This is a genomic window from Mesorhizobium sp., from assembly GCF_017306585.1.
Classification (GTDB): domain Bacteria; phylum Pseudomonadota; class Alphaproteobacteria; order Rhizobiales; family Rhizobiaceae; genus Mesorhizobium.
This window is the reverse complement of the sequence record NZ_JAFKIC010000173.1, coordinates 1-12,238: the sequence shown is the minus strand read 5'-3', so window position 1 is coordinate 12,238 and position 12,238 is coordinate 1. Positions and strand designations below refer to the sequence as shown.

11 protein-coding genes are annotated in these 12,238 nt (G+C 65.8%); 7 read left to right on the top strand and 4 right to left on the bottom strand.

Going from position 1 to position 12,238, the window contains the following annotated elements:
- Window positions 1–122 precede the first annotated feature (122 nt).
- Window positions 123–1,046: a LysR substrate-binding domain-containing protein gene (locus tag J0I79_RS20540; protein WP_292863055.1), complete on the bottom strand. Its 924-nt coding sequence runs from the start codon at window positions 1,044–1,046 to the stop codon at window positions 123–125.
- On the bottom strand, window positions 1,043–1,690 hold the full coding sequence (locus J0I79_RS20535) for a TetR family transcriptional regulator C-terminal domain-containing protein (protein ID WP_292863052.1): 648 nt from the start codon (window positions 1,688–1,690) through the stop codon (window positions 1,043–1,045). Before J0I79_RS20535 ends, J0I79_RS20540 begins: the two co-directional genes overlap by 4 nt.
- 398 nt (window positions 1,691–2,088) lie before the next feature.
- Here J0I79_RS20535 and J0I79_RS20530 point away from each other — a divergent pair, with 398 nt between their 5' ends.
- A complete protein-coding gene (locus tag J0I79_RS20530) occupies window positions 2,089–3,474 on the top strand; it encodes an aminotransferase (protein WP_292863049.1) in 1,386 nt (461 codons plus the stop codon).
- A 62-nt stretch (window positions 3,475–3,536) separates the two neighbouring features.
- Complete coding sequence (locus J0I79_RS20525) at window positions 3,537–4,604, top strand: peptidase C39 family protein (protein WP_292863046.1); 1,068 nt, start codon at window positions 3,537–3,539, stop codon at window positions 4,602–4,604.
- Between the two features lie 43 nt (window positions 4,605–4,647).
- On the opposite strand, the gene J0I79_RS20520 is transcribed toward J0I79_RS20525, so the two are convergent.
- Window positions 4,648–6,783, bottom strand: a complete 2,136-nt coding sequence (locus J0I79_RS20520; RefSeq protein ID WP_292863043.1) for a TonB-dependent receptor — start codon at window positions 6,781–6,783, stop codon at window positions 4,648–4,650.
- 376 nt (window positions 6,784–7,159) lie between these two features.
- On the opposite strand from J0I79_RS20520, the gene J0I79_RS20515 reads away from it, so the two are divergent.
- The 3 genes from J0I79_RS20515 to J0I79_RS20505 are packed head-to-tail and all read left to right on the top strand — an operon-like array spanning window position 7,160 to window position 10,004.
- Window positions 7,160–8,158 carry an iron ABC transporter substrate-binding protein gene (locus J0I79_RS20515; RefSeq protein ID WP_292863115.1) on the top strand — a complete coding sequence of 333 codons (999 nt, stop codon included), beginning with the start codon at window positions 7,160–7,162 and terminating at the stop codon, window positions 8,156–8,158.
- A complete protein-coding gene (locus J0I79_RS20510) occupies window positions 8,155–9,204 on the top strand; it encodes an iron ABC transporter permease (RefSeq protein WP_292863040.1) in 1,050 nt (349 codons plus the stop codon). Before J0I79_RS20515 ends, J0I79_RS20510 begins: the two co-directional genes overlap by 4 nt.
- The gene (locus tag J0I79_RS20505; protein ID WP_292863037.1) at window positions 9,201–10,004 is read left to right on the top strand and encodes an ABC transporter ATP-binding protein; all 804 of its coding nucleotides are present in this window, start codon (window positions 9,201–9,203) and stop codon (window positions 10,002–10,004) included. Before J0I79_RS20510 ends, J0I79_RS20505 begins: the two co-directional genes overlap by 4 nt.
- On the opposite strand, the gene J0I79_RS20500 is transcribed toward J0I79_RS20505, so the two are convergent.
- The gene (locus J0I79_RS20500) at window positions 9,986–10,471 is read right to left on the bottom strand and encodes a hypothetical protein (protein WP_292863034.1); all 486 of its coding nucleotides are present in this window, start codon (window positions 10,469–10,471) and stop codon (window positions 9,986–9,988) included. The genes J0I79_RS20505 and J0I79_RS20500 overlap by 19 nt on opposite strands.
- A gap of 218 nt (window positions 10,472–10,689) precedes the next feature.
- Here J0I79_RS20500 and J0I79_RS20495 point away from each other — a divergent pair, with 218 nt between their 5' ends.
- Together J0I79_RS20495 and J0I79_RS20490 are read left to right on the top strand one after the other, a co-directional pair.
- Window positions 10,690–11,055, top strand: a complete 366-nt coding sequence (locus tag J0I79_RS20495; RefSeq protein ID WP_292863031.1) for a RidA family protein — start codon at window positions 10,690–10,692, stop codon at window positions 11,053–11,055.
- A gap of 29 nt (window positions 11,056–11,084) precedes the next feature.
- Window positions 11,085–12,238: amidohydrolase/deacetylase family metallohydrolase (locus tag J0I79_RS20490; RefSeq protein ID WP_292863028.1), on the top strand; the 1,154-nt coding region annotated here is incomplete at its 3' end.

Genomic DNA, 12,238 nt, shown 5'->3' with positions numbered 1-12,238 from the left:
TTTCCGGGCGGATCGGATCCAGGTCGACTATAGGGACACGACGCGATCACGCACGCTCCGAATAATCACGAGGCGATGACTTGTAGTCATGGGCTGGAGGAGGATGAGCCTGAGCCGGCGGCTCAACCGGTCAGGGTTTCGCGCCTCAGCTCGGCCATTTCGTTGAGCAGCCAGTCGCGCACCAGGATCGCCGGCTTGCGCAGGGGGCGCCTGGCCGTTGCCACCAGGTAATAGTGGTCGCCGGTGCGCAGTTCGTGCATGGCGCCCTTGACCAGGCCCTTCTGGGTCAACTCATGCGCCACGACATGCCACCAGCCGAGCGCCATGCCGCGACCCTTGATCGCCGCCTGGATGACCAGCGTGTAGTCGGAGAAGGTCAGGCTGCGGCTGCCCGTCGGCTGCGGATAGTCGAACTGCGAGAGATAGCGCTGCCAGGGAATGCGCAAGGCGCCGGAGAGATGGGCAAGCGTGTGCCGGCTGAGGTCGCCGCAATCGTCGAGGCTGCCGTGCTCGTCGAGATAGCCGGGGCTGCACACCGGCAGCACGACCTCCTCCATCAGCGCCCAGCTCTGCTGCTCGGCGCTGGGCGGCTGGTTGTAGCGGATGGCGAGGTCGACATCCTCGATCGGGCCGGTCGGCTCGCCGCGCACCAGCTGGAAGCGCAGGTCGATGCCGGGGAAGGACGCCTGGAAGCGGTCGAAGCGCGGCATGAACCAGTGCATGGCGAAAGCCGACGACAAGGACAGCGTCACCGTGCCGGCCTCGCCCTGGCGTGCCCTGATGTCGTCGAGCGCGATCTCGATCTGCTGGAAGCCGCTGCCGACGGCGCCGTAGAGCAGCCGGCCGTCGTCGGTCAGCTCGATGCCGGTCGGCGCGCGCACGAACAGCTTGACCTCGAGATGGCTTTCGAGCCGGGCGATCATGCGGCTGATGGCCGACTGGGTGACGTTGAACTCGCGCGCCGCGCTGGTGAAGTTGAGATGACGCGCCGCCGCCTCGAACATGAAGATCGCGTTGGGCGACGGCAGCAGCTTGCGCAGGCTCATGGCAAGGTGTCCGTTTCGGCACCGAAACTTTTCGGGAAAAAGGCGCCGAGATAGGCCCGGCAGATGCGGCGCGCCTGCGTCCAGTCCGCCTTGCCCCGGCCGTCGCCGATCTGGCTCTCGATCCAGAGCCCGTCGAAGATGGCGCTCAGTCCGCCGGCGATCAGGCTGACATCGGCGGTCGGAGGCTCGGTGACCGCCAGCGCCGATATCAGCGGTTCGAGCCGCGCCATATAGGCCCGGTTGAGTTCGCTGAAGCGGGCCCGGTAGTCGGCGTTGCGCGAGGTCTCGGCCCAGAAAGCCGTCCAGACCGCGATGTGCCTGTCGTCGGTCACATCGGAGCCGAGGTCCAGGTCGATCAACGCTTCGAGCTTGGCGGCCGCATCCTCGTGGGCGTCGCTGCGCGCATGCCAGGCCGCCCGGTATTCCTCGACCAGCGCGTCGAGCGCGGAGAGCAACAGCCGGTCCTTGGTCTGGAAATGGAACGAGACCAAGCCGTAGCCGCAGCCGGCCTCGCGCGCGACATCGGCCAGGGTAACGCCGGGCAGGCCCTTGCGGGCGATGACGGTGATCGCGGCCTGGGTCAGGCTCTGGCGCCGCCGGGCGACTTTTTCGGCGTCGCGGGTCTTCTTGTCTGGCTTGTTCAACGGAGTCGGTTCTCCCCTGGAGCGATTTCGTATCCGGTTTTGGGCTGGCTAAGCAATGTTTGGTGAGTGGGGGCGTCTGGGTCACAGAATGCCGGCGCCGCCCCTCACCTGCCTGCCGGCATCCTCTACCCGTATAGGGACGGGGAGAGGAGCGCTGTCATCGACGGTTTCGCAAATCTCTCTACCTCGCAGAAAAAGCGCCGGCGTTGCGACCGCTACTTTCTCCCCGTCCTTATACGGGGAGAAATGCCCGGCAGGGCAATGAGGGGCGGCGCTAACACAGGCAGTTGATGCCTTTCACGAACGCGACGGAGCAGTCTCTCCACGCAATCATCATTGACTGATCAATCAGTCTACGAGATTATCAGTCCGCCGCAACCGAAAACAGGAGCCCTGCCATGCCACCCCAGCCCCTCGCCAACGACCAGCGCGCCGCGCTCGACGCGCGCCACCTGATCCATCCCTGGACCGACTTTCGCGAGCAGCCGGTGCTGATCCTGGAAGAGGGCAACGGCGTCCATGTCCGCGACAGCAACGGCCACGAGATGATCGACGGCATTGGCGGCATGTGGTGCGTCAACATCGGCTATGGCCGCAAGGAGATGGCGCAGGCGATCGCCGCCCAGGCCGAGAAGCTCTGCTACTATTCGCCGTTCGGCTTCCTCTCCAACACGCCGTCGATCGAGCTGGCGGCAAAGCTTGCCGCCTACGCGCCCGGTGACCTCAACCGCGTATTCTTCACCACCGGCGGCTCGACGGCGGTCGACACGGCGATGCGGCTGGCGAGCTTCTACTTCAACATCACCGGACGGTCGGACAAGCGCCATGTCATCACGCGCGACCTTGCCTATCACGGCTCGACGCATCTCAGCGCTTCGCTGTCGGGAAAGCCTTCGGACCGGGGCCTGATCAGCCTTGTCGAGGACACCATCCACCATATACCGGCGCCCAATCCCTACCGCCGCCCCGACGGCATGTCAGAACAGGAATTCCTCGACGAGAAGGTGCGCGAGCTGGAGGACAAGATCCTCGAACTCGGACCCGAGAATGTCGCCTGCTTCATCGCCGAGCCGATCCTGGCCTCGGGCGGCGTCATCGTGCCGCCTGAGGGCTACCACCATCGCACGCTCGAAATCTGCCGGCGCCATGACGTGCTCTACATCTCGGATGAAGTCGTCACCGGCTTCGGCCGCAACGGCGCGATCTTCGCCTCCGAGCCGGTTTATGGCATCGTGCCCGACATGATCACCTGCGCGAAAGGGCTGACGTCGGGCTATGTGCCGCTGGGCGCGGTGATGGTCTCCGACCGCATCTACCGGGAGATCGCCGACACCACGGAAGGAAGAATCTTCGCCAACGGTTTCACCTATTCCTCGCATCCGGTGGCCTGTGCCGCGGCGCTGAAGAACCTGGAGATCATGGAGCGCGAGGAAATCTGCGCCCATGTGCGGGAGGTCGGCCCCTATTTCCAGCAGGCGCTGCAATCGCTGACCGCCTCGCCGATCGTCGGCGACGTGCGGGGCAGCCATCTGATGGCCTGCGTGGAATATGTGAGCGACAAGCAGGCGAAGACCGTGCCGCCGCAGGCCTGGGGGATCGCCCAGCGCATCATCGGCGAGACCATGCCGCGCGGGCTGATTGTGCGGCCGATGGGTTCGATGGTCATCATGTCGCCGCCGCTGATCATCACCAGGGCCGAGATCGACGAAATGGTCGGCATCCTGCGTGAGGCGACTGATGTGGTGACGGAGCAGTTGCGGCGCGAAGGCTTGCTGGCGGCGTGATGGCGTTGCCGGTGTCCGCACAGATGATGCCAGCCTGCATCCATCCAGGCGGGAGGTGATCGATGGCGAATGCATGGCAAAGCGGCCGGCCCAGCATTGCGGCGTTCACGCCGGAAGACATAGCTGTCTGGGCTGGTCTGGCGGCAGCGGTGCCGGCCGCGATCGCCGAGCGGCTGGCCGAGCTCCAGAAGATCGCCGGCGTCACGGTCGTGGTGCAATACAGCGCCGAGGGCCGCCCGCTGGCCATTCTGTCCGGTCAGCGGCGGCCGGCGGCGGCGATGATGCGCATCGCCCTGGCCTGGACCGCGCCCAGTTTCATGGCCTCGGATGCACCGCGCCTGCTGGAGGCGCTGGAGAAGGAGGCGTTCGGGCAGGACGTGCTGTGCCTGCGCGCCGATGACGACGCGGTGGCGCACCTTGGCGGCCAGTGGGAGCGCCGGGATGGATTCCTGCAACGCTGGATCGGTGTCGAGCCGCCCCGCCTTCAGGAGCGGATAGCGCCATCGTGGCCACAGACGGCGGGTTTCACCTGCGGGCCGTCGGCGCTTGCCATGGCCATGGCCGGCCTCGACCCGGCGCTGCTGCCGGACCGGGCGCTGGAGGTCGAGCTGTGGCGCGAGGCCACCACCATCATCGGTCCGAGCGGCCCCGGCGGCTGCGACCCCTATGGCCTTGCGCTGGCGGCGCACCGGCGCGGGCTGCGGGCGCATGTGTTCATGAGCAGTCCCGAGCCCATCTTCCTCGACCGCGCCAGCTCCGTGGAAAGGCGCGGCCTTATGGAGTTCGTGCAGACCGGCTTCAAGCGCGAAGCCATCGCATCGGGCATTCCCGTCGAGCCCCGCGCCTTCGCCATCGAGGAGATCGGCCAGGCGCTCGATCGGGGCCTGCTAGCACTTCTGCTGATCGATCAGGCGCCGATGATGGGCTACACCTGCCCGCACTGGGTGCTGGCCCATGGCCATGGCGGCGGCATCTATTTCATCAACGACCCCTGGGTCGAGCCCGACCGGCAGGAACTGCCGATGGATGTCTTCGATCTTCCGGTAATGGTTGATGAGCTCGACCGGATGGCCTGGTACGGCAACCCGGCCTACCGGGCCGCCGTGCTGGTCGGACCCGGCAGGACTTGACCTGACAAGGGCAATGCCGAAGCGGTGTCGCCCCCCTGGGCGCTTAGAACGTTATGGCGCTGCTCAGGAAGAACGTGCGCCCCGGCTCGGGGAAGCCGTCCGCCAGTTGATAATCCTCATCCAGTATGTTGCGGACGCCGAAGTCGAAGCTGGTGTGGTCGTTCAGCCTGTAGTTCGCCGTGAGGTTGACCAGGGCAAAGCCCTTGGTCTGGAAGAAGTTGTTCTCGAGCCTGTCGGTCGACCAGCGCGAGCTGTAGAACTCGACGCTCGGCGAAACGGTGAAATCCTCCCAGGGTAGCCATTCGGCATAGAGGTAGACGCTGTGGTCCGGCGTGCCGACCGGCCGCAGTTTCGGCCGGATCGGATCGATCAGCTCCCGGTGCAGATAGGTGTAGCGGGCGCCCAGCGTCAGGTTGGCGAGCGCTTCCCACTCACCATAGAGTTCGACGCCGTAGTAGCGGCCGTCGCCGACATTCTGGTTCTGATGCGTGGTCGTGGCCGGATTGCTCGGCAGGGGAATCTCGACCCCCTGAATGACGTCCTTCAGGTCGCTGTAGAACAGCGAGCCGCCAAGCTTGAGCGTGTCGGCGGGCCGGCCGGCCCAGCCCACTTCGTAATTGGTGGCCTTCTCGGCTTTCAGATCGGGATTGGCGACAGCGTCGCCGAAGCGGGTGCTGTAAAGCTCGAACAGCGTTGGGAAGCGGGTGCGCGAGGAAATGCTGGCGTGAAATTCCGACGCGTCGCTCTGGCGATAGATCGCGGCCATCTGCCAGTTGAAGGCGTCGCCCCTGCTCAGCGGATTGTCGTACAGTTTCGGCGTGTGGCTGGTGCTGTATTCCTCGGCCTTCAGTATGTTCATGCGGTCGTAACTGATGCCGCCGACGAAATCGAGCTTGTCGGTGGCATGGAAGGTATCCTCGGCGGCGATCGACCAGGTGTCCTGGATCGTCTGCTGCCAAGGCTCCATGACCGAGGCCGAAAGGCCCGGCGCCGACAGCTGCTGCTCATTGTGGACGTCGCGGCGGTAATGCAACGCGGTCTTCAGCGTGTTCATCGGGATCAGTTCGGTGCCACCCTCGACGCTGAAGCCGGCGGCGTGATCCTTGTAGTAGCTGTCGAAGGAGCGCGTGGTGACACGCTTGTCGAACTTGGCGTCGTCATAGGCCGACAACAGATTGTCGAAGGTGTTGTAGTAGACCTTGGTCTTCACATGGGACTCGTCGCCGATTGCCGTGTTGGAGTTGAAGGCCAGGCTGCCGATGTTCCAGTAAGGCCAGTTCCAGTTGCGCTGGTAGGTCGTGCCGGGTGGCTGCGTGGTGATGCCGCGAACCGGCTCCTGCACGCTGAAGGGCGCACCCTTCTCACCCTCCTGATGGGTGTAGCTGATGGCGTATTCGTCGGTCGCGTTCGGGGTGAAGCCGGCCTTCACATTGGCGCGCCAGTCCCTGACGTTCGAGAAGTCGCGCCGGCCGCCGTCCTCGACCACGCCGCCGCCGATGGTGACCGGATCGTAATGGCGCGACAGGAACCAGCCGTCGCTGTTGCGGAACGAGCCGCTTGCTTGCAGGTAGAAATTCTCCTGCTTCGTGCCCACGGAGCCCGAGGTTGTGAAGGCGGCCACCTCGCCGGTGTTGCCGAAATCGACGCCGGTGCGGAGTTCGCCCTCGAACGCGCGCGTCGGCTTCCTGGTCACCAGATTGATGGCGCCGCCCATGCCGCCCGGGCCGCTGAGAACCGAGACATAGCCCTTCTGAATCTGGATTTCGGCCAGATCGGGCGTCAGGAAGCGGCCGTAGTCGATGCGATTGTCGGCGGGCAGGTAGATGCGGACACCGTCGACATAGAGCGGCACCTGGAAACGGTCGAAGCCGCGCACGAAGATCAGCCGCTCGTTGCGGCTGCCGCCGGTGTTGGCCACCTCGACGCCGGGCGTGGTCGTCAAGGCCTCGTCCAGCGTGTTGCGGTTGCTCTTGTGGACCTCGTCGGCGGTGACGACGCTCTGCGAGATGGACTGGCCGCCGATCTCGGACTGCTTGTCGGCGTCGCCATAAACGACGATCTGGCCGAGCTCGAAGGCCTGCGACCCCGCGCCGAACCGCTCCTGCGCGGGAGCGTGCTGTTCGTCGGCTTTCTTCTTTTTGATGTCAGGTTTTTCCTGCGCCGCGGCGCTCCCGAGCATCACGGTGCCCGACAACAGAACAAACGAAATTCCAGACAATATGCGTCGCATGGATCGACCCCCCGATCTTATTTCAAACTCGATGCCGACCGCCGGAATTGTCTTCCAGCCGCAGGGCTTCCCACAGCCCTGCTGGTCGTCGTTATATCTGCATGAATACAGAGGATCGCAGGGCGATCAAGAGCCGTTAGCCGATTGCACTGGTACAAGATGCCGCTGATGACTGTGACAGGCGGGACAGGTCGACAAGTCTGCTTGCCTATCGCTTGACCGATCTATCCGATCGACCATAACAATGACCCCCTTCCGGCGCTGCAATATGGAGACGATGATGAACAGGCGCGTGTTTCTGATCGGCCTTTCGCTGCTGCTGCAGATGCTGTTCTGGTTGCCGGGCATGGCGGGCGCCCAAGCCGGGGTGTTCGTCGACGCGGCCGGCCGCAAGGTCGAGATACCCGACGGCGTCCATCGCGTCCTGGCGGCCGGGCCGCCGGCTTCCGTGCTCATCTACACGCTTTCGCCCGACAAGATGGTGGGCTGGGTGCGTGAGCCGAGCGCCGAGGAAAAGGCCTTCATCGCCCCGGCCTATCGCGACCTGCCGGCGCATGGCCGCCTGACCGGCAAGGGTAACACCGCCAATCTCGAGATGGTGCTCAAGATGAAGCCCGATCTCATCATAGACGTCGGCACGGTGGATCCCACCTATGCCTCGCTGGCCGACCGCGTGCAGCAGCAGACCGGGATCCCCTATGTACTGATCGACGGATCGTTCGCCAGGACGCCGGACTCGCTGCGCCAGCTCGGTGAATTGCTCGGTGTGAAGGCGCGCGGCGAGGAGCTGGCGCGCTATGCCGAAACCTCGCTCAAGCGGGTCGAGGCGCTGGCCGCAGGCATCGCGCCCGACAAGCGCCCGCGCGTCTATTACGGACGCGGTCCCAAGGGGCTGGAGACCGGGCTCGCCGGATCGATCAACATGGAAGTGCTCGGCGCGGTGGGGGCGACCAATGTCGCCGAGGCCGCGGGCAAGGGAGGACTGGCCAATGTGTCGGTCGAACAGGTGTTGTCGTGGAACCCGGACGTCATCCTGACGCTCGATCCGAACTTCCAGGCCTCCGTCTTGCATGATCCGCAATGGGCGGGCATCGAGGCGGTCAAGCAGGGTCGCGTCTATCGCGCGCCGACCCTGCCCTTCGGCTGGTTCGATTCCCCGCCGGGCGTCAATCGCCTGATCGGCGTCTCCTGGCTGGAGAGCGTGCTCTATCCGCAAAGCAAGGTCGACCTGCGCTCGGAAGCACGCGACTTCTACAAGCTCTTCTACCATGTCGAGGTCAGCGACGCGCAGCTCGACGAGCTGCTCGGCCCCGCCAAACCATGAGCGGCGGAGGGCTTCGGCGGGAGCCCCCTGCAAGTCCCGCCGCCGGCCTGCTTCGGGCCGCCATTCCCTGGGCCTTGCTGGCAGCGGTTACCCTCGTCGCGCTCGCTAGCGGCAAATATAGCGTTTCGCTCCACGACATCGCGCTTGTCATCGCCGCCAAGCTGACCGGCTCGGCCAGCGGCCTGCCCCAGAATGTCGAGACGGTGGTCTGGAACGTGCGCCTGCCGCGCGTCGCCTGCGGGCTGTTCGTCGGGGCCTCACTGGCAGCGGCCGGCGCGGTCTATCAGGGCCTGTTTCGCAACCCGCTGGTGTCGCCTGACATATTGGGCGTCTCGGCGGGGTCCAGCCTCGGCGCGGTGCTCGGCATCTTCCTGTCGCTGCCGGTGCTGGCCATCCAGGGCCTGGCCTTCGTCGGCGGCCTGGCCTCGGTAGCGCTGGTCTACACCATTGGCGCTGCGGTGCGCAGGCACGATCCGGTGCTTGTGCTCGCGCTGGCGGGCATTGCCATCGGCGCCCTGCTCGGCGCCTGCATCTCGCTGGTCAAGGTGCTGGCCGATCCCTACAACCAGCTGCCGGCTATCACCTTCTGGCTGCTCGGCAGCCTGGCCAGCGTCACGCAGGGCGACTTCCTTTCGGTATTGCCGGCGATGATCGTCGGCCTGATCCCGATCGTGCTGTTGCGCTGGCGCCTCAACCTGATGACCCTCGATGACCAGGAAGCGCGCGCGCTCGGCATCGAGACCACACGCATGCGGCTCGTGCTCATCGCGTCGGCGACGCTGATGACGGCCGCCGCCGTCTCGATTTCGGGCATCATCGGCTGGATCGGCCTTCTGGTGCCGCATGTGGCGCGCGCCTTCGCGGGTCCGAATTTCTCGCGCCTGCTGCCGGTGACGCTGCTGCTCGGCGCCGGTTACCTCGTCGGCGTCGACACGCTGGCGCGCGGTATCGCGCAGGTGGAAGTGCCGCTCGGCATCCTGACGGCCGCGATCGGCGCGCCGTTCTTCATCTGGCTGCTGGTCACGGCAAGGCAGGGTTGGCAATGACGCTGTCGGCGGTCGACCTGTCCTTCGGCTACGGCTCGACCCCGCTCGGGAGCGGCCTGACGCTGAGCATCGAACAAGGCGAGGTGCTGTGCCTGCTGGGGCCCAATGGCTGCGGCAAGACCACGCTGTTCAAGACGCTGCTTGGCCTGATCCCGAGCCTTGGCGGCCGGCTCGAACTCGACGGGCGACCGGTGGCCTCATTCTCGCGGGTGGAGTTCGCCCGGCGTGTCGGCTACGTCCCGCAGGCCAGCGCCGGCTATTTCCCGTTCGAGGTGCTCGACGTGGTGCTGATGGGCCGTGCGAGCCGGATCGGAACCTTTGCCGCGCCATCCCGGGCCGATCATGCCATAGCGATGGGCATGCTCGACACGCTCGGCATCGCGCATCTGGCCGCGCGCAGCTTTTCAGCGATCAGTGGCGGCGAACGCCAGCTGGCGCTGGTCGCGCGGGCGCTGGCGCAGGAACCTTCCATGCTGGTCATGGACGAGCCGACGGCGAGCCTCGACTTCGGCAACCAGGCGCGTGTGCTCGAACGCATCGGCGCGCTGGCCGCATCCGGGCTGACGATCGTGCTGTCGACGCATGATCCCGGCCATGCCTTCGCTTGCGCCGACAAGGTGGCGCTGATGAAGAACGGCGCCATCGTGGCGACCGGCGCACCCGAAACAGTGCTTACGGCTGAGGCCCTTGGCGCCCTTTACGGCGTCGACGTCGCGGTGTCCTGGCTCGAACAGGCCCGGCACCATGTCGCCGTGCCTGTCTTGCGCACCAGCCGCGCGCGTCAGGCGCCCAGCGGGTAAGGCATGTAGCCGACGAAGCCCGCGATCTTCCAGCTCTCGCCGACCTTGCGGCAGAAATAAAGCGTCTGCCATTTCAGCCGGTCGACACTGCCATCCGCCTTGGCGACCGAACCATCGAACTTCTTGTGCAGCACCGCGCGGTCGCCATCGACGTCGATGTCGCGCAGATTGGTGACGCGAAACAGCGCCTCGCGCAGCGGTTCGGCGAATTTGGTCGCCGCCGTTTCCTTGGCCTGGCGCAGCCATTCGTCGCGATAGATTTCAAGCCTGGGGAATTGCAGCCGCCAGGCGTCGGCATTGGCCAGGAAATGCGCGTGCATGCCGAAGAAGCTCTCGGCGATGAAATCGTTCTCGACCATGGCCCAGTCCTGGCCGATGAAGGCGTCGATGTCGCGCCGCACCAGCATCTCCCACAGCGCATGGCGGTCGGCGTCACCTGTGGGGAACGGGTTCTTGTCAAAGGTCATTGTCGGTCTCTCCGCTCTCGCAAGGCATCTTCGTGGCAGCCTTTCGGCCGGTCGGCAAGCGCGCACGATGCAAGCGCTTCTGTAATAAAGCAACACGGATTTCAAAGAATGTTGCTTTCCAACAAGGCCCTCTATCGGGACAGCCGCGATCGCGGTAAATCTCGTCCGAAACGGCCGCCGCCCTGGCGTCCGATCGTGTCACCGGAGGAGGCCGTCCCTTGCCCAAGCAGACTTTTGGAACATCCCATGTGCCGCTATCGCCCGCCGTGCGGGCCGGCGATTTCGTCTATATCTCTGGCCAGGTTCCGGTCGGCGCCGACGGCATCGTGGTCAAGGGTGGCATTACGGAGCAGACCGAACAGGTGCTCGCCAATGTGAAGGCAGCGCTGGCGCTCGCCGGCTGCACGCTGGACGACGTGGTCAAGACCACCGTCTGGCTGGAGGACGCGCGGGACTTCGGCGCCTTCAACGCGGTCTATGGCACGCATTTCCCCAAGAACCCGCCTGCCCGCACAACCGTAGAATCGCGGCTGATGATCGACATCAAGATCGAAGTCGAGGCCGTGGCGTACCGGCCGGTCTGACAGCCGGGTCACAAAGCGAGGCTCCTCCCATGCAATTCGACCTCCTCGTCAAGGGCGGCCGGCTGATCGATCCGGCCGTCGGCATCGATGCGCCACGCGATGTCGCCATCGCCAACGGTCGTGTCGCCGCCGTCGACGCCGACATTCCGGCGGACCGCGCCGCCCAGCTGGTCGATGCGGCAGGCTGCATCGTGGCGCCTGGGCTGGTCGACCTGCACAGCCACGTCTATTGGGGCGGCACCTCGCTCGGCGTCGATGCCGACCGGCTGGCGGCCAAGAGCGGCACCACCACCTTCATCGACGCCGGCAGTGCCGGTGCCGGCAATTTCCTCGGCTTCCGACGCCATGTCATGGAGCGGTCGAGGGCGCGCATCCTGGCCTATGTCAACATTTCCTTCGCCGGCATTTTCGGCTTCTCGCAGACCGTGTCGGTCGGCGAGTGCGGCGATCTCAGGCTGTGCGAGCCGCGCGAGGTGGTGGCGGCGGCACGCGAGCACGCCGATGTCGTCGTCGGCGTGAAAGTCCGCTCCGGCAAGCATGCGGGCGGCACCAGCGGCATCGCGCCAGTCGATCTGGCGCTGGAAGCGGCCGACAAAGCCGGCCTGCCGCTGATGGCCCATATAGACGAGCCGCCGCCCGGGCGTTCGGAAGTGCTGCCGCGCCTGCGCCGGGGCGATATCCTCACCCATTGCTTCCGGCCGTTTCCCAACGCACCGGTCTTCGCTTCCGGCGCGGTGCGGCCCGATATGCGGCTGGCGCGGGAGCGCGGCGTGATCTTCGACATCGGCCATGGCATGGGCTCGTTCGATTTCGAGGTCGCCCGCGCCATGCTGGCGGAAGGGCTGGCGCCAGACGTGATTTCGAGCGACGTGCACCTCTACTGCGTCGACGGCCCGGCTTTCGACATACTGGTGTGCATGTCCAAGCTGATGGCGCTGGGCATGCCTTTGGTGGAGGTGCTGCGCGCCGCCACGCAGGCGCCGGCCCGCGCCGTCGCGCGGCCCGATCTCGGCACGCTGGCGGTCGGCACGGTCGGCGACGTCGCCGTGCTGCGGCAGCGCCAGGGCCGCTTCACTTTCGTCGACGCCGTCGGCGCCTCGCTCATCGCCGACCAGCGGCTGGTGTCGGAAGGCATCGTCATCGGCGGCACTTGGTGGCCGAACGAGGCACCCGACCACGACGA

Bases quoted from the DNA above. Each gene is read 5' to 3' on its own strand.
- J0I79_RS20500 (WP_292863034.1), bottom strand. From the start codon at position 10,471: ATGACCTTTGACAAGAACCCGTTCCCCACAGGTGACGCCGACCGCCAT.
- J0I79_RS20515 (WP_292863115.1), top strand. From the start codon at position 7,160: ATGCTGTTCTGGTTGCCGGGCATGGCGGGCGCCCAAGCCGGGGTGTTC.
- J0I79_RS20520 (WP_292863043.1), bottom strand. From the start codon at position 6,783: ATGCTCGGGAGCGCCGCGGCGCAGGAAAAACCTGACATCAAAAAGAAG.
- J0I79_RS20505 (WP_292863037.1), top strand. From the start codon at position 9,201: ATGACGCTGTCGGCGGTCGACCTGTCCTTCGGCTACGGCTCGACCCCG.
- J0I79_RS20540 (WP_292863055.1), bottom strand. From the start codon at position 1,046: ATGAGCCTGCGCAAGCTGCTGCCGTCGCCCAACGCGATCTTCATGTTC.
- J0I79_RS20530 (WP_292863049.1), top strand. From the start codon at position 2,089: ATGCCACCCCAGCCCCTCGCCAACGACCAGCGCGCCGCGCTCGACGCG.
- J0I79_RS20525 (WP_292863046.1), top strand. From the start codon at position 3,537: ATGGCGAATGCATGGCAAAGCGGCCGGCCCAGCATTGCGGCGTTCACG.
- J0I79_RS20510 (WP_292863040.1), top strand. From the start codon at position 8,155: ATGAGCGGCGGAGGGCTTCGGCGGGAGCCCCCTGCAAGTCCCGCCGCC.